The sequence below is a fragment of the Pantoea sp. B550 genome (genome assembly GCF_024158165.1).
In the GTDB taxonomy this organism is placed as follows: domain Bacteria; phylum Pseudomonadota; class Gammaproteobacteria; order Enterobacterales; family Enterobacteriaceae; genus Pantoea; species Pantoea alfalfae.
In genome coordinates, this window is the sequence record NZ_JAMYXI010000003.1 from 2,230,058 (window position 1) to 2,247,110 (window position 17,053).

Annotated in this window: 11 protein-coding genes and 1 riboswitch; of the genes, 5 read left to right on the plus strand and 6 right to left on the minus strand. The window is 57.0% G+C overall.

All coding sequences use genetic code 11. From position 1 onward, the window contains the following. Nucleotides 1–45 precede the first annotated feature (45 nt). Nucleotides 46–1,794, plus strand: coding sequence for a bifunctional isocitrate dehydrogenase kinase/phosphatase (aceK, locus tag NIM72_RS13400; protein ID WP_253420719.1), 1,749 nt, complete (start codon nt 46–48; stop codon nt 1,792–1,794). On the opposite strand, the gene iclR is transcribed toward aceK, so the two are convergent. Beyond that, complete coding sequence (gene iclR / locus NIM72_RS13405; protein ID WP_222924730.1) at nt 1,769–2,596, minus strand: glyoxylate bypass operon transcriptional repressor IclR; 828 nt, start codon at nt 2,594–2,596, stop codon at nt 1,769–1,771. The genes aceK and iclR overlap by 26 nt on opposite strands. Before the next feature lie 194 nt (nt 2,597–2,790). Between iclR and metH the strand changes: the two genes are divergently transcribed. Further along, the gene (gene metH / locus NIM72_RS13410; protein WP_253420722.1) at nt 2,791–6,474 is read left to right on the plus strand and encodes a methionine synthase; all 3,684 of its coding nucleotides are present in this window, start codon (nt 2,791–2,793) and stop codon (nt 6,472–6,474) included. A 320-nt stretch (nt 6,475–6,794) separates the two neighbouring features. Here metH and NIM72_RS13415 read toward each other — a convergent pair whose 3' ends face one another. The 5 genes from NIM72_RS13415 to pgi form a co-directional block, all read right to left on the minus strand. Next, complete coding sequence (locus NIM72_RS13415; RefSeq protein WP_222924728.1) at nt 6,795–8,885, minus strand: YjbH domain-containing protein; 2,091 nt, start codon at nt 8,883–8,885, stop codon at nt 6,795–6,797. Beyond that, nucleotides 8,885–9,628: a capsule biosynthesis GfcC family protein gene (locus NIM72_RS13420; RefSeq protein WP_161733487.1), complete on the minus strand. Its 744-nt coding sequence runs from the start codon at nt 9,626–9,628 to the stop codon at nt 8,885–8,887. Before NIM72_RS13420 ends, NIM72_RS13415 begins: the two co-directional genes overlap by 1 nt. Beyond that, nucleotides 9,625–10,272: a YjbF family lipoprotein gene (locus NIM72_RS13425; RefSeq protein ID WP_161733489.1), complete on the minus strand. Its 648-nt coding sequence runs from the start codon at nt 10,270–10,272 to the stop codon at nt 9,625–9,627. Before NIM72_RS13425 ends, NIM72_RS13420 begins: the two co-directional genes overlap by 4 nt. A 196-nt stretch (nt 10,273–10,468) precedes the next feature. Then, nucleotides 10,469–10,726 carry an exopolysaccharide production protein YjbE gene (gene yjbE / locus NIM72_RS13430; RefSeq protein WP_161733491.1) on the minus strand — a complete coding sequence of 86 codons (258 nt, stop codon included), beginning with the start codon at nt 10,724–10,726 and terminating at the stop codon, nt 10,469–10,471. 566 nt (nt 10,727–11,292) lie between these two features. Then, nucleotides 11,293–12,939 carry a glucose-6-phosphate isomerase gene (gene pgi, locus NIM72_RS13435; protein WP_253420724.1) on the minus strand — a complete coding sequence of 549 codons (1,647 nt, stop codon included), beginning with the start codon at nt 12,937–12,939 and terminating at the stop codon, nt 11,293–11,295. A gap of 391 nt (nt 12,940–13,330) precedes the next feature. Further along, nucleotides 13,331–13,523, plus strand: a riboswitch (Lysine riboswitch). A gap of 113 nt (nt 13,524–13,636) precedes the next feature. Here pgi and lysC point away from each other — a divergent pair. From lysC to panS, 3 genes are all read left to right on the plus strand, one after another. Beyond that, the gene (gene lysC / locus NIM72_RS13440; protein ID WP_161733495.1) at nt 13,637–14,989 is read left to right on the plus strand and encodes a lysine-sensitive aspartokinase 3; all 1,353 of its coding nucleotides are present in this window, start codon (nt 13,637–13,639) and stop codon (nt 14,987–14,989) included. A 239-nt stretch (nt 14,990–15,228) separates the two neighbouring features. Next, complete coding sequence (gene aqpZ, locus NIM72_RS13445; RefSeq protein ID WP_161733497.1) at nt 15,229–15,921, plus strand: aquaporin Z; 693 nt, start codon at nt 15,229–15,231, stop codon at nt 15,919–15,921. 183 nt (nt 15,922–16,104) lie between these two features. Continuing rightward, entirely contained in the window at nt 16,105–17,022 is a 918-nt protein-coding gene (gene panS / locus NIM72_RS13450; RefSeq protein ID WP_161733499.1) for a ketopantoate/pantoate/pantothenate transporter PanS, read from the plus strand. Nucleotides 17,023–17,053: the final 31 nt, after the last annotated feature.

Below are 17,053 nucleotides of genomic sequence, written 5' to 3' on the forward strand. Positions count from 1 at the left end.
ATTCCCCGCCCGCACCACGTGGGCGGTCATTGACCGGAGCTGACTATGCCGCCACGCGAATCTCTGATCGCCCACACTATCCTGCAGGGTTTTGATGCGCAGTATGGCCGCTTTCTGGATATTACGGCCGGGGCGCAGCAGCGGTTCGAGCAGGCGGATTGGCAGGCAGTGCAGCATGCCATGAAGGCCCGCATTCATCTCTATGATCATCACGTCAGCCTGGTGGCCGATCAGCTGCGGGTGCTGAATGGCGCGGCCAGCTGGGATGAGATTTTCTGGCTGCGGGTCAAGGATCACTATCAAAGCCTGCTGCCTGGCTATCCACGGCATGAGATCGCTGAAAGCTTCTTTAACTCGGTTTACTGCCGGTTGCATGGACATACTGACCTGCAACCGGATCGGCTATTTATCTTCAGCTCCCAGTCCCAGACCGCACCAATCACACCTTTGAGGCCGTTGTCGCGCCATTATCAGCCGGAGCGGGGCTGGCGGGCATTAGTGGATCAGGTGCTGGGAGATTTACCGCTGACGCTGCCGTGGCAGCACCGCGCGCGCGATGTCGGCTGGATTGTCCGCCACCTGCAGTCGTATTTCCCCCGGCTGGATCAGGGCTGGCTGGAGGTCAACTGTGAACTCTTCTATCGCAACAAAACCGCCTGGCTGGTGGCGCGCCTGCATCTGCCGGAGGGCATTTTTCCCTGTCTGCTGCCGATACAGCGCACTGAAAGTGGCGAGCTGTGGATCGACACCTGCCTGACCGATGTGAATGACGCCAGCATTGTCTTTGGTTTTGCCCGTGCCTATTTCATGGTGTATGCCCCGGTGCCTGCGGCGCTGGTGGCCTGGCTGCAACCGATTCTGCCCGGCAAAACGCTGGCGGAACGCTATATGGCGATTGGCTGCCAGAAGCACGGTAAAACCGAAAGCTATCGCGAATATCTTCAGGCGCTGGCAGAGAGTGAGACGGCCTTTGAGATCGCGCCTGGCGTGCGGGGCATGGTGATGCTGGTCTTCACGCTGCCGGGCTTTGACTGGGTGTTCAAGGTGATAAAGGATCAATTCGCGCCGCAAAAAGAGGTGACGGAAGCGCAGGTCCGCGCCTGTTATCAGCAGGTCAAAGAGCACGATCGCGTGGGTCGGATGGCGGATACGCAGGCGTTCGAGCAGTTTGTGCTGCCACTGTCGCGTATCTCACCGGCGCTGCTGACGGAACTCCACGCCTGCGTGGCAGAAAAGCTGCATATCGAAGGTGATCGCCTGATCATTCGTCACCTGTGGCTGGAGCGTCGTATGCAGCCGCTTAACCTCTACCTGGCGCAGGCCAGCGACGCTGAGCGACGACACGCCATTGAAGAGTATGGCCACGCGATTAAACAGCTGGCAGCCGCCAACATATTTCCTGGCGACATGCTGTTTAAAAACTTCGGCATAACCCGTCATGGCCGGGTGATTTTCTACGATTACGATGAGATCCGCCCGATGCAGGCGCTGAATTTCCGCGAGGTGCCCGCGGCGCGCTATGAGGAAGATGAACTTAGCGCTGAGCCGTGGTACAGCGTCGGACCGGATGATGTCTTCCCGGAAACCTTCCGCTATGCGTTATGCAGTGAAGCCGCGACTGGCGCCTTACTGCTACAACTGCATCCGGAGATATTCGACGCCCGCTGGTGGCGCGCGCAGCAGCAGCGCCTCGCTCATGGCCATGTTGAAGAGGTCATCGCCTGGCGGCAGACGCAGCGTTTCAGCGTCTGCTACGCGTCAGAGGCTATTAACGGCCGCTGTACGCCAGCGTAACCTGACGCGCTTCGCGGATGACCAGCGCACCTAATTCCGTAATCCGATCGTCTGTCATGCGAGCGATAGGGCCGGAAATCGAGAGCGCGGCAAACGCCTCGCCATGTTCATCGTAGAGGGGCGCGGCGACACAGCGCAGTCCAAGTGCATGCTCTTCATCATCCAGCGAAAAGCCCGCTTTGCGTACCTGCGCCAGATTCTCTTTCAGGCTCTGCGGCGACATCAGGGTCTTTGGCGTGTAGTAATGCAATCCTTTCTGATGCAGCAGGGTGGTAACCTGTTCATCACCCAGATGCGCCAGAAACGCTTTGCCTGCGCCTGACGCATGCATCGGCAGCTTGCCGCCTATCGGCGCGGACATCCGCATCAGTTGGGTGCACTGTACCTGATCAATGATCACCGCCTGGTGGTCACTGAGATCCAGCACCGCCAGATTTACCGTTTCACCGGACTGCTCCATCAGGCTCCGCAGCACCGGGTGGACCAGCGCCAGCAGATTCCGGCTTTGCAGGAAACTGCTGCCGACCACAAAGGCATGCGCGCCGATTGTCCACAGTCCGAGATCGCCCACCTGACGGACAAAACCCTGCTGTTGCATGGTGCTGAGCAGGCGATGCGTGGTGGAGTTGGGCAGGCCCGCCTGCTGTGCCAGCTCGGTCAGCGCCACGCTGCCATGTGAGTCAGCAATCAGCTCCAGCAATGTCAGGCCGCGCGTCAGCGATTGAACCTGACCGCCCGCAGGTGCGGCGACAGGGGTGCCGCGGGGTTTCTTACCGCGTTTAACGGGAACGGGCGTTGCCATCGTTGTCTCTCCTTTTGCATTGTGGAAATCATTTTCGTTTTAATCACGCCGTTTGCAAATGCTGGTTTTCTGGTCAGACCTGTGAAGCCGTGACCTGCACCTGTCGCAGAAGAGGTTACTTTGTCGCCAGAGAGGCTTGTGCCAGAATGAAAAACAGGGTTTTCCGCCAGCAGACTGACGTGAATGGGGCAACAGTGAGCACTAAAATTGACGCGCTACATCAGCAGCTCGCACAACGCATTATGGTGTTGGATGGCGGCATGGGCACCATGATCCAGAGCTACCGGCTGGAGGAAGAGGATTATCGCGGCAGCCGTTTTGCTGACTGGCCCTGCGATCTCAAAGGCAACAACGATCTTCTGGTACTGAGTAAACCGTCGGTGATCCGCGAGATCCACGACGCTTATCTGGCTGCCGGTGCGGATATCCTCGAAACCAACACCTTCAACGCCACGTCGATTGCGATGGCGGATTACCAGATGGAAAGCTTGTCGGCGGAGATCAATTTCGAAGCGGCCCGGCTGGCGCGCGTCTGCGCCGATGCGTGGACGGCGAAAACGCCGGATCGTCCGCGTTACGTTGCGGGTGTGCTCGGCCCGACTAACCGCACCTGCTCGATCTCACCCGACGTTAATGATCCTGCTTATCGCAACGTCACCTTTAATCAGCTGGTGGAGGCGTACCGCGAATCGACTCGTGCGCTGGTGGAGGGCGGTGCTGACCTCATCATGATCGAAACGGTGTTCGATACGCTGAATGCCAAAGCGGCTGTCTATGCGGTGAAGACCGAGATGGACGCGCAGGGTGTGAAGCTGCCGCTGATGATCTCCGGCACCATCACTGACGCCTCCGGCCGGACGCTCTCCGGTCAGACCACTGAAGCGTTTTACAACTCCCTGCGTCATGCCGAACCGCTCTCTTTTGGCCTGAACTGCGCGCTGGGACCGGATGAGCTGCGTCAGTATGTGGCGGAGCTGTCGCGCATCGCCGAGGGCTACGTCACTGCCCATCCCAATGCGGGTCTGCCCAATGCCTTTGGCGAATACGATCTCGATGCGGCACTGATGGCGGAGCAGATTAAGGAATGGGCCACCTCGGGCTTCCTGAACATTATTGGCGGCTGCTGTGGCACTACGCCGCAACATATTGAAGCTATGGTCGCGGCGGTTGAAGGCGTCGCGCCGCGCAGGTTGCCGGTGATTCCGGTGGCCTGTCGCCTTTCCGGTCTGGAGCCGCTGAACATCACCGCTGAGTCGCTGTTTGTTAACGTCGGTGAGCGCACCAACGTCACCGGCTCAGCAAAATTTAAGCGGCTGATTAAAGAAGAGAAGTACAACGAAGCGCTGGAGGTGGCGTTGCAGCAGGTGCAGAGCGGCGCGCAGATCATCGATATCAACATGGATGAAGGGATGCTCGACGCCGAGGCGGCGATGGTGCGCTTCCTGAATCTGATTGCGGGTGAACCCGATATTGCCCGCGTGCCGATTATGATCGACTCCTCGAAATGGGCGGTGATTGAGAAAGGGCTGCAGTGCATTCAGGGCAAAGGAATTGTGAATTCGATTTCGATGAAAGAGGGGGAAGCGGCCTTTATCCATCATGCGCGCCAGGTCCGGCGTTACGGCGCGGCGATGGTGGTCATGGCATTTGACGAAGTGGGCCAGGCAGATACCCGCGCCCGTAAAATCGAAATCTGTCGCCGCGCTTACCGGATCCTGACCGAACAGGTCGGCTTTCCGCCGGAAGATATCATTTTTGATCCCAACATCTTTGCGGTTGCCACCGGCATCGACGAGCACAACAACTACGCGATGGATTTCATCGGTGCCTGTGAAGACATCAAGCGTGAACTGCCCCATGCGATGATTTCCGGCGGCGTCTCCAACGTCTCGTTTTCCTTCCGTGGCAACGACCCGGTGCGTGAAGCGATACACGCGGTGTTCCTCTACTACGCCATCCGAAATGGCATGGATATGGGCATCGTCAACGCAGGCCAGCTGGCCATCTATGACGATCTGCCGGCAGAACTGCGCGAGGCGGTAGAGGATGTGATCCTTAACCGACGGGATGATGGCACCGAGCGGCTGCTGGCGCTGGCGGAGAAATATCGTGACGGCAAAAGCGAGGGTGCGCAGGACAAGCAGCTCGCCGAGTGGCGCAGCTGGGACGTGGTGAAGCGGCTCGAATATTCGCTGGTCAAGGGCATCACGGAGTTTATCGAGCAGGATACCGAAGAGGCGCGCCAGCAGGTGCCCCGTCCGATAGAGGTGATTGAGGGGCCGCTGATGTCCGGCATGAACGTGGTCGGCGACCTGTTCGGCGAAGGCAAAATGTTCCTGCCGCAGGTGGTGAAATCGGCGCGCGTGATGAAGCAGGCGGTGGCGTATCTGGAGCCGTTTATCGAAGCCAGCAAAGAAGCAGGGCGCAGCAACGGTAAAATCGTGCTGGCCACCGTCAAAGGCGACGTGCATGACATCGGCAAGAATATTGTCGGCGTGGTGTTGCAGTGTAATAACTACGAAATTATCGACCTTGGCGTGATGGTGCCGGGCGAGAAAATCCTCAAAACAGCGCGTGAAGTGAAGGCAGACATCATCGGCCTGTCAGGGCTGATTACGCCGTCGCTGGATGAGATGGTCAATATGGCGAAAGAGATGGAGCGTCAGGGCTTTACCTTACCGCTGCTGATTGGCGGCGCGACCACCTCGAAGGCGCATACTGCCGTCAAAATTGAGCAGCACTACAGCGGCCCGACGGTCTACGTGCAGAACGCCTCTCGCACCGTTGGCGTGGTGTCGTCGCTGCTCTCCGCCACATTAAAAGACGATTTTGTCGCCCGAACGCGCAAAGAGTACGAAACCGTGCGCATCCAGCATGCACGTAAAAAGCCGCGCACGCCGCCGGTCTCGCTACAGATGGCGCGCGATAACGCCACTTCAATTGACTGGGAGAGTTACACACCGCCGGTGCCGCATCGACCTGGTGTCAGTCAGGTGGAGGCCAGCATTGCCACGCTGCGCCACTACATCGACTGGACGCCGTTCTTTATGACCTGGTCGCTGGCGGGTAAATATCCCCGTATTCTGGAGGATGAGGTGGTGGGTGAGGCGGCGCAGCGTCTGTTTGCCGATGCCAGTGCGATGCTCGACAGATTAAGTGAGGCGTCGCTGCTGAAGCCGCGTGGCGTGGTCGGTATTTTCCCGGCTAACCGGGTTGGTGATGATATCCATATTTACCGTGACGAGCGACGCGATGAAATTTTGTGTGTGAGTCATCACTTACGTCAGCAGACCGAGAAAACCGACTTCGCTAACTATTGTCTGGCGGATTTTGTGGCCCCAAAAACCGCCGGAAAAGCGGATTATCTCGGCGCGTTCGCAGTGACAGGCGGACTGGAGGAGGATGCGCTGGCGGAGGCCTATGATCGTCAGCACGATGACTACAACAAGATTATGGTGAAAGCGCTGGCTGACCGTCTGGCGGAAGCCTTTGCTGAATATCTGCACGAGCGGGTGCGTAAGGTGATTTGGGGCTTTGCGCCCAACGAAAATCTCAGCAATGAAGCGCTGATTCGCGAAAATTATCAGGGAATACGTCCGGCGCCAGGCTATCCGGCCTGCCCGGATCACACTGAAAAAGCTGCCATCTGGCGTCTGCTGGCAGTGGAAGAGCAGATCGGCATCAAACTGACCGAATCCTTTGCCATGTGGCCGGGCGCGGCGGTGTCCGGCTGGTACTTCAGCCATCCTGACAGCCGCTATTTCGCCGTGGCGCAGATTCAGCGTGATCAGGTGGAAGATTACGCAGCACGCAAAGGGATGTCGGTCACGGAAGTGGAGCGCTGGCTGGCGCCGAATCTCGGCTACGATGCGGATTAAATAAAAAAGCGGCCGGGGGCCGCTTGAAGGGAGGGGAATCAACTCGGGCCCTGTCAGCTGTGATATCGAGCCAGCGCAGGAAACACGGTCAGATTCACCCTGTTTCGGCTTTTTTTCAGCGGTCTGAAGCGTTCAGATGGTCGCCTGAAACGCGCCGGAGTCAAAGCGATGGGAGCATACGCCCGGAGTAAAGCATCGCGGGCCAGGGATGGCCCGCGCTGAGCATGCCACGGATGGCGTTTTTGCGTCTTTACGCAGGGCGTTTGCTCCCTGAGCCTGCTTCTGTAAACAGCGTTGAGCGGCCCGAAAGCCGCCTCTGCTTAGTTAAAGCGCGCGTCGCGATCGGACGTCAGATCATACAGCTGGTACTTACGACCCAGCATCTGACCGCCATCACGCGTCAGCGGCACCCAGTTGACCTGCGCGCGACCGCGTGTTGGCGTCACGGTGAACAGATCCATCGGCACGGAGATATAGAAGCCTTTGGTGAAGTCACCCTCGCCATACTCTTCCGACGACACGTTGGTTTTGGTGGCATAAACACCGACCATCACGCCGCTGTCGAAGCGCTTCGACACATCGACCGTCACGCCTTTATCTTTTGCCAGATACTGTCCTACGCTGGTTTTCACCAGCACATCCTGCATGAACCACGGACGCCAGTAACCGGTCAGGTTGCCAGTGGTCGCTTTATAGCGGTTAAACTGCATCATATTGTCCCAGTCACGCTGACGGACGTAGTTGGCATCGACACCTACCGCCCAGTTCGCATCGACCGGACGATAAAGCAGCTCGCCGCCCACGCCGCCGTACATCGTCTCCAGATAGCCGCCGTAGACCTGACCATAGAAGCCGTTACCGAGGTGGCCCATATAGTTCGCCTGCAGATCATTGACATAAACGTTGTTCTCAACGTAATCGCGGATATGAGTACGCACGCGCGGCAGCGAAGAGTCCGCCGGTGCGCCGTTGTAGTTGAACTTGTCGTAGTTGTTGGCGAGGTTACCAAACAGACTGCCGCCCACCAGCAGGTGATCCGTCAGCCAGTAATCCGCATTGGCCATGACGCCAACCTGATACATGTAGAAGCTTTCCGGGCCACCCACCGACTGATTCAGCACCGGCGACAGGCTGTAGTTCAGCCGATCTTTACGGATAAACATACCCTGCTCAGTGTTACCCGGATCGATCGGTTCTTTGCGGGTCTGTTGCAGCGGCTGCTCGTGGCCCAGCGGGTAGCCTTCCAGCTCGTTACGCAGACTGGCAACTTTCGTTTCAGTGGTCACCTGCGGCATGTTAAAGCGCGACTCGGTCACATTAATGGTGTCAATGCCGTCCGGCAGGTGGTTCATGATAATGCGATTAGCGCGATCCACCCCTTCACGGGTATCACGGTACTTCGTCTGCTCGCCTGACACATACAACGTGTGGCCCTGAGTCTGAATCCGCGGACCATCAAGACCCGCGTTGTATTTCAGATCGGTCAGCTGAGTGCCGACTACCGTCGGCTCCAGCAACGGCGGCTGCGGCTGTGGATTATAGGCCGGCTTCTCGCTGTCGATGTGCGCCTGACGCAAATCATTGAAGTTGGTACGGATGGTGACACCAAACATAAACGTATTGCCGCGTTCGTAGCTGGCGTTGATGTCAGCCCAGTCGGTCACACGATAAATCGCGCCGACGTTGAGCTTGCTGCGCTGATCAAGGCGGCCAGCAAAGTCATTCTGGTAGTCGTTGCCCTCATACTCCATCTTGAGTCGCAGCGGCTGCCAGGGCGTCTGATACTCCACGCCGCCGAAAAATGCTGTCGGACCGTGGAACATCTGCGAGCCATTGATGGAACCCGCTTCGCCTACCTGTGGACGCTGGCAATAGCTGTCGCTGTAGGAGCAGAACGGGTTCTTCACGGTGCCGCTATTGCCGAGATAGCCCCAGCCGAGGCCCAGGGTGAAGTCGAACGGTCCCCAGGCTTTGGTTCCCACCACATATTCACTGTCGAACAGGCCGGTACCACCGAGATCGCGCGTTCCCACCGCCACTTCCGGCAGCCAGAAGCCTTCCTGCCACAGACGCAGTTTCAGGTCGAAGGCTTTATCCTTATAGCTCTGCGTGCCGCTGAATTCTGACACCGCACTGTACTGCCGGGTGCGCACGTCGGTATAACGCACGGTCGTCTCCAGCCAGGGAAAGAGCTGCAGTGACGCAGAGTAGTAGCGGTACTGATCGTTGTCGCGCGCATTGAGGCTGAACTCGCCTTCTCTGGACATGCGCGCTGTCGGCACCTGCATCAGGCCCACACCACCGAAATCAGATTGTGACGGGCCCACCGGCGCGGGGAAGGTGTCGGCCTGCGCCTGACAGGCTGCCGCCACGGAAACAGCCAACAGGCTGAAGAGATAACGTTTTTTCATCAGTCTGGTATCCGGTGAGTCAGTACGGAAAGGATGCGATCGTTCAGATCTTCATAGCTGCCTGGCAGGCTCCATGAGGAAAAGCCGAGCCAGATAACGCTGCCTGGCTCCACTTCCGCGTGGCGATGATTCCAGTATGCAACCGGCACCTGCTGTGTGGCGCCGGAAGGCGCAATCACCGTGACAAAATTGCGTTCTGCGCCGGAGAGTGACGGGTGACCCTCCAGATAGTCGCGTACTGATTTACCCGGCTGCCAGCTCACTTTGCCTGCACCGCTTAATGCGCCGAGCAGCAGCACTGAATCGGATGGCGCCTGCAGCCAGAGGTCATAGCTACCTTCCAGCCGACGGTTGTCCGCCGGATGGAGACGGATCCAGTCCGGGTCAAGCGGGGTGAACTGGCGACCTGTCACGTTGATGGCGCTCAGCTGGCGGATGACCTCAGCAATGGCCGCCGCCCTATCGCCACTGCTGTCAGCACGCCAGGCACGTAACGCGCCCAGCGTCTGTTGATATTGCTGCTGTGCGACGGCGCTGGCACCGCGCTCGGCAATAACGGTACGGCGCCAGTCCGTGTTGGTCTGCAGCGGAGGCAGTGTCACCAGCTGTGACAGATCCGCGATCTGGCTCAGCTCAGCCTGACCGCCGTTGTGCGGAGCATGAACGATAACCTGCGCAGTCGCCTGCGCTTCTGCGGCGCTGAACAGGCTCAGCCCGGCCAGCAAAATAGTGATTTTTTTCATGATTTCGCCGGCTTCAGAATAGTGATATCGACAGGGAAGGCATCGGCCGCCAGCATCTGATGGGCCTGCACCACATCACCGCTGCTGTTGTCGATCCAGAAGGTGTTCTCCCACTCGCGGTTACTGCTGTCGATGCTTACCTGCTCATGCCAGACACGGCACGGAATGCGGTTGCCCGCCACGGTCAGCACTTCGTCGGTGCCACGCTGGAAGGTGGAGCGCACGGTCGCGCCGCGAACCTTGCCCTGCTCGGTCCACTGCACAATGCGGGTCCAGCCTGCGCCATTGCTGATATGCAGGCTGTCAGCAAGCGGATCCTGTTGCAGATTGCTGACGCTCAGCAGGTTATCCGGTAAGCCCAGGGTTTTAACCAGGCGGCCGTGCTGTGTCACCAGCATCGCCTGATCCTGCGTAACCCATTTCTGCTGCCCCTTCTCGTTGTAGCCCAGCACCACAAAAATGCGCGGACCCTCATTCAGACGAGCATAGAGACTGGCATAGGGAAGATTGTTGACCTGTTGATCGGTGACGGTCACGTCATCCGGACCGTTAACCGCGAGCAGCAAAGTCTGTTCAAGACCTTTTTGCGTTTGTGTACAGGCCTGCAGCAGCAGGCAAGCGAGCAGCAGAGGAAGTCGGCGCACTGTGTGTCCCTGATAAGTCATGCCAAAGTAAAAAATAACCACACAGGCGTGTGGTTATGTTTAAAGGTGCTCTGCCCGTCACGGCTGGCTGCAGAGATACAGGTTACGTGGCTTAGCGTCATCACTTACCGAAGTCAGTGTTTCAGCCGCAGCCCGTTTGCTGTAAATCAGCAATCAGACGGGAGACGGGCATCCATCAACGAGTGGTGCTCGTCGTGGTCGTGGTTGTTGTACCGGTATTTGCACCGTCACCACCGCCAGAAGCAGCAATGCCGAGCCCGACCAGCGCGCCAAGTGCGCCGACACCGACAGCCGTGGACGTGCCAGCAGAGATTGCTCCCGCCTGCGCGCCAGCTGCAGTACCTGCTTCACCTGCTTCCTGCGGCGCAGCAAATGCGCTGGAAGAAGCGGCAACGAGGATCAGGGCTGCACCGGCAACCATAGTTTTTTTCATAACAACGTTTCCTGCATTGAGTGAATGAAGGAGCTCTGACCGGCGACAAGGGCAATACAGACAGGCTGCAGCCAAAGCGACGGACAGTCCCATTGCGGGCGCGTTCATTATAGGGCAACAAAATATCAGAGTTCAGTGCCATAAAAACCAGGGTAAATAGCGGGGCAATTGCGTGATTTAATCAGCTGAATTGGGGATAACTACTTTTTAAATCGGAGGTTTTCTGGTTGATACCCTATATTTCGCTACAGGTAAGGCGAATGCAAAGCGGAATGTTCTTTTTTAGTTATATCTGGTACGGAATAAGAATAATCAGAATTTACTCAGAAGGGCTTAAATTAAATATGGCTATAAATCAATAGCTAACCCTGTTGCCCGTTAGTTTTCAGATCCATTTTATACTGGATATCACACTGTTTTATGGCCAGATGTTCAGAATTATCTTAGGGTATTTTAAGACTTTTCCCGCACTGGCGTGAATGACAAAATCGATAATCAGGCCACCTGGATGGAAAAAGAGACAAAAAAAGGGCGGCAACGTTGCCGCCCGATGAAATTAACGCCGATTAACGCCAGGATTTATAGCGGTTAATTAAGGCATTAGTGGAACTGTCATGAGAGGTAATTTCGTCCTCATTTTCCAGTTCCGGCAGAATACGGTTCGCCAGCTGCTTACCTAACTCCACACCCCACTGATCGAAGGTGAAGATATTCAGGATGGCACCCTGCGTGAAGATTTTGTGCTCGTACAACGCAATCAGCGCACCCAGGCTGTACGGCGTAATTTCACGCAGCAGAATGGAGTTAGTCGGGCGATTACCTTCAAACACCTTGAACGGCACAATGTGGGCTACAGATTCTGCCGATTTGCCGGCATCGGTAAACTCTTTCTCCACGACGTCGCGTGACTTACCAAACGCCAGCGCTTCGGTCTGGGCAAAGAAGTTAGAGAGCAGCTTCGGATGGTGGTCCGCCAGCGCGTTATGAGTAATCGCCGGGGCAATGAAGTCACACGGAACCAGTTTGGTCCCCTGATGGATCAGCTGATAAAACGCGTGCTGACCGTTGGTGCCAGGTTCGCCCCAGATAATAGGGCCAGTCTGGTAGTCCACCGGATGACCGTCGCGATCCACATACTTGCCGTTTGACTCCATATTTCCCTGCTGGAAATAGGCGGCAAAGCGGTGCATGTACTGGTCGTAAGGCAGAATCGCTTCGGTTTCGGCACCAAAGAAATTGTTATACCAGATGCCAATCAGCGCCAGCAGCACCGGCAGGTTCTGCTCCGCCGGGGTAGAGGCGAAGTGCTGGTCCATGGCATGTGCGCCGCTCAGCAGTTGCCCGAAGTTATCGAAACCAATCGAGAGAATGATCGACAGGCCGATCGCTGACCACAGTGAATAGCGGCCGCCAACCCAGTCCCAGAATTCAAACATGTTATTGGTGTCGATACCGAATTCACCCACCGCTTTGGCGTTAGTCGACAGGGCAGCAAAGTGTTTCGCTACGTGCTGTTGATCGCCTGCGGTTTTCAGGAACCAGTCGCGCGCACTGTGGGCGTTGGTCATGGTTTCCTGGGTGGTGAAGGTCTTCGATGCGACCAGGAACAGGGTGGTTTCCGGGCTGAGATCTTTCAGCGTTTCGGCGATGTGGGTGCCGTCTACGTTAGAGACAAAATGCATGTTCAGATGGTTTTTGTACGGGCGCAGCGCTTCCGTCACCATAAACGGGCCAAGATCGGAGCCGCCGATACCGATGTTCACTACGTCGGTGATCGCTTTACCGGTATAGCCTTTCCATTCGCCGCTGATGATGCGCTCTGAAAAGCCTTTCATCTTGTCCAGCACAGCGTTGACCTCTGGCATCACATCTTTGCCATCCACCAGAATCGGCGTGTTACTCCGGTTACGCAGTGCGACGTGCAGCACCGCACGATCTTCGGTACGGTTAATCTTCTCACCCGAGAACATAGACTTAATGGCACCGCTGAGATCGGTCTCTTTAGCCAGCGTCTGTAACTTATCGAGGGTTTCCTGGGTGATGCGGTTTTTGGAGAAATCCACCAGCATCTGATCATCAAAGGTGGCAGAGAATTTGGCAAAACGATCGGCATCCTGGGCGAACAGATCGGCAATTTCTACCGATTTCATCTGCTCAAAATGCTGTTGCAGCGCTTTCCAGGCTGCGGTTTGTGTCGGATTGATATTTTTCATGGCAACACTCTTGTTGATATTAAGAACCGTCATTCCATCGGAGGCACATCATGCCCGTTTAGCGTTTCAGTATGACCACACTTGTAACTGAAAGGAAAAATTTTGTCAGCGCACGCCGCGCAGACGAGGTAAACGCTGCGGTCTGTCGTCAGCATTCACTGGCGCGAACAGCCTGAGGATGGCAGCAGTATCACGCGCTAAAGTGTGACGCGAAAGTCTGCGCAAAACGTTGTGCCGTGTCAGGGATTGTTGCAGGGGCTGAACCCATTAAGCACTGTAGCCGCTGCGGCGCAGGGCAATTTGTTTTCTGATGCGGCTCTGCGGCCATCGCTGACATTGACAGCAGGTCCAGAAAAGGCTAGATCTATGCGCCTACTTGCGCACCTGTGTGCAAGCCAGAAGAGGCGCGTCGCCCAGGCAGTGTGTTGGAGGAACCGTATCCGGTGAAAACACATCATGGGGAGCGACGCCGAGGTGGGTCAGCACGCGGTGTGCTGCCTGTCGGCTACAGGGGCTGAATCCTCTGGGTTGTCACCAGAAACGTCTGCAGTCGACGTTTTGCAAGGTGGGGCGCTTCTGGGTGACTCGTCTATCCGATCTTGTCCGCCCGTTTCTGCTCTTTCCTTGTGCCTGGCTGAAAGCATGTTTCTCGACCCTTTCATCGGCGAGAACAAGATAACCTGACACGAGGTCCTACATGTCTCAAACTCTGATAGTGGCAAAATTTGGCGGCACCAGCGTAGCCGATTTTGAAGCGATGAACCGCAGCGCCGATGTGGTGTTGCAGGACGCCAGCACGCGTCTGGTAGTGCTCTCTGCCTCGGCAGGCATTACCAATCTTCTGGTTGCGCTGGCTGAAGGCCAGCAGGCACCCCAGCGCGCTGCTCTGCTTGATGATATCCGCCGTATCCAGTACGCCATTGTCGATCGCCTGCAGCGTCCGGACGTGATCCGCGATGAAATTGATCGGATGATCGACAATATCAGCATGCTCTCAGAAGCGGCGTCACTCGCCACCTCAAATGCCCTGACCGATGAACTGGTCAGCCACGGCGAGCTGATGTCTTCACTGCTGTTTGTTGAAATTCTGCGTGAACGTCAGGTGAATGCAGAGTGGTTTGATGTTCGCAAAGTGATGCGCACCGACGATCATTTTGGCCGGGCAGTCCCGGATGTTCAGGTGCTGGCGGAGCAGGCGACGGCGCAGTTACACCCACGTATCGCGCAGGCGCTGGTGATAACTCAGGGCTTCATTGGCAGCGAAAGCGAAGGGCGCACCACCACCTTAGGGCGTGGCGGCAGTGATTATACCGCCGCGCTGCTGGGCGAAGCGCTGAACGCGGCGCGCGTCGATATCTGGACGGATGTGCCGGGTATCTATACCACCGATCCACGCGTGGTGCCGACGGCGAAGCGTATTGATGAAATCACCTTTGAAGAAGCCGCTGAAATGGCGACGTTTGGTGCAAAAGTCCTGCATCCGGCGACGCTGCTGCCCGCCGTGCGCCGGGGTATTCCGGTCTTCGTCGGATCCAGCAGGGATCCGGCAGCGGGCGGCACCCGCGTCTGCAACGAAACCCGCAACCCGCCGCTGTTCCGGGCGCTGGCGTTACGCCGTAAGCAGACGCTGTTAACGCTGCACAGCCTTAACATGCTGCATACGTTTGGTTTCCTCGCCGAACTGTTTAACATTCTGGCGCGTCATAACGTCTCCGTTGACCTGATAACTACCTCCGAAGTCAGTGTGGCGCTGACGCTGGACACCACCGGCTCGACCTCAACCAGTGCCAGTCTGCTGACCCAGGCGTTGCTGACTGAACTCTCGTCGCTGTGCCGGGTAGAAGTGGAGGAAGATCTGGCGCTGGTGGCGATTATCGGCAATGAGCTGTCAAAAGCGTGTGGTGTTGGCAAAGAGGTGTTTGGTGTGCTCGATCCGTTCAACCTGCGGATGATTTGCTATGGTGCCAGCAGCTACAATCTCTGCTTCCTGGTGCCGGGCAATGATGCGGAAAGCGTAGTCCGTACGCTGCACCGCAATCTGTTCGAGTAAATTTATCTGCTGTTCAGGCCGCGTCTGCGCGGCCTGAACAGTGGCAAAAAAGGTTCAGTTCGTCCTGATCTCCCTGTGGTTTGCTTCTTCCAGACAGTTCCATCAATACAAAGGCTTATTGCCACTATTGCCAAATGGCAACCCCTTTCTTTGCGCATTTCGTGTACCGGCGTTGCGCTCCCTTTCCTCAGATTTATAATCCCGCCGCTGAATCCATTCACCTAAAGTTAGGAAATATCATGAAAAGGTTAGTCGCAGAGGCGCTGGGGACTTTTGTACTGGTCGCAGGCGGTTGTGGTAGTGCCGTACTGTCAGCGGCGTTCCCGGAACTGGGCATTGGCTTCATGGGCGTGGCGCTGGCTTTCGGGCTGAGCGTGCTGGTCATGGCGTATGCGGTCGGTCACATCTCAGGCGGTCACTTTAATCCGGCAGTTACCCTGGGATTAGTGGCAGGCGGACGTTTCTCCGCCTCGCAGGCCATTCCTTACATCATCGCGCAACTGGTGGGCGGCATTGCGGCTGGCGCGGTGCTTTATCTGATCGCCAGCGGTAAAGGCGACTTCAGCGCAGCGGCCAGCGGCTTTGCGGCGAACGGCTACGGTGAACACTCACCGGGTGGCTTCAGTTTGCAGGCAGGCATGATCACTGAGGTAGTGATGACGGCTATCTTCCTGATTGTGATCATGGGCGCTACCAGCGAACGCGCGCCAAAAGGCTTTGCCCCGATTGCGATTGGCCTGGCGTTAACCCTGATCCACCTGATCAGCATTCCGGTGACTAACACCTCTGTTAACCCGGCACGCAGCACCGCAGCAGCCCTCTTCCAGGGTGACTGGGCGATCTCTCAGCTGTGGATGTTCTGGTTGATGCCGATTATCGGTGCCGTGGTTGGTGGTTTGATCTACCGCGGTTTAGAGGAAAAAGCAGCGTAATTTCGTCGATATTCAGCGGATCGGCAGCAGTCGATCCGCATTTTCCTGTCTCGCCCCATCTTCGCCTTACGCCATGATAATGAAATGTTATGATCCCGCCTTGGTCACGGCAGTCGTTCCTGCATGATGACGCTCTATGGCAAATCTGCACTAAACATAACATTCTTATAAGGAAGTCTGGCTATGCTCGCCACGTTAACCCGCCTGTTCCCGCTCTGGGCCGTGCTGCTGTCTGTCGCCGCCTATTACTCTCCAGGTACCTTTCTCGGCATCGGACCCTGGGTCACTTATCTGCTGATGCTGATTATGTTCGGCATGGGTGTCACCCTGAATATCGACGATTTCAAACGGGTGCTGACCCGGCCTGCGCCGGTGATTGCCGGCACCTTTCTGCACTATCTGGTGATGCCGTTAGCCGCCTGGGGGCTGGCAAAACTGTTCCATATGCCGCCCGATCTGGCCGCCGGTATGATTCTGGTCGGCTCAGTTGCCAGCGGCACCGCCAGCAACGTCATGATCTATCTGGCGAAAGGGGATGTGGCGCTGTCGGTAACCATTTCTTCCGTCTCCGCGCTGGTGGGCGTGTTCGCCACGCCGCTGTTAACCCGCTTTTATGTGGATACCCACATTCAGGTTGATGTGGTGGGCATGCTGCTGAGCATCGTGAAGATCGTCGTGATCCCGATTAGTCTTGGACTGATCATTCATCACAGCATGAACAGCGTGGTTCGCCGGGTGGAGCCGTGGCTGCCTGCGTTTTCGATGGTCTGCATTCTGCTGATCATCAGCGCGGTGGTGGCAGGCAGTCAGAGCTTTATCGGATCGGTGGGTTTGATGGTGATCGCGGCGGTGATCCTGCATAACGCGATTGGCCTGCTTGGCGGCTACTGGGGCGGCAAACTGTTTGGCTTTGATGAGTCAACCTGCCGTACGCTGGCACTGGAGGTCGGCATGCAGAACTCCGGTCTGGCGGCGACGCTGGGCAAACTCTACTTCTCGCCGCTGGCGGCATTGCCGGGCGCACTCTTCTCGGTGTGGCACAACCTGTCAGGTTCACTGCTGGCGGGTTACTGGTCCGGAAAGCCGATTAAGAAGAAGTAACCGTGGCGGCGCATTATTGCGATGCGCCGCT

Excerpts from the sequence above, each read along its gene's own strand:
- aceK (WP_253420719.1), top strand. The coding sequence starts at position 46 with ATGCCGCCACGCGAATCTCTGATCGCCCACACTATCCTGCAGGGTTTT.
- iclR (WP_222924730.1), bottom strand. The coding sequence starts at position 2,596 with ATGGCAACGCCCGTTCCCGTTAAACGCGGTAAGAAACCCCGCGGCACC.
- NIM72_RS13415 (WP_222924728.1), bottom strand. The coding sequence starts at position 8,885 with ATGAAAAAACGTTATCTCTTCAGCCTGTTGGCTGTTTCCGTGGCGGCA.
- NIM72_RS13420 (WP_161733487.1), bottom strand. The coding sequence starts at position 9,628 with ATGAAAAAAATCACTATTTTGCTGGCCGGGCTGAGCCTGTTCAGCGCC.
- yjbE (WP_161733491.1), bottom strand. The coding sequence starts at position 10,726 with ATGAAAAAAACTATGGTTGCCGGTGCAGCCCTGATCCTCGTTGCCGCT.
- pgi (WP_253420724.1), bottom strand. The coding sequence starts at position 12,939 with ATGAAAAATATCAATCCGACACAAACCGCAGCCTGGAAAGCGCTGCAA.
- lysC (WP_161733495.1), top strand. The coding sequence starts at position 13,637 with ATGTCTCAAACTCTGATAGTGGCAAAATTTGGCGGCACCAGCGTAGCC.
- aqpZ (WP_161733497.1), top strand. The coding sequence starts at position 15,229 with ATGAAAAGGTTAGTCGCAGAGGCGCTGGGGACTTTTGTACTGGTCGCA.
- panS (WP_161733499.1), top strand. The coding sequence starts at position 16,105 with ATGCTCGCCACGTTAACCCGCCTGTTCCCGCTCTGGGCCGTGCTGCTG.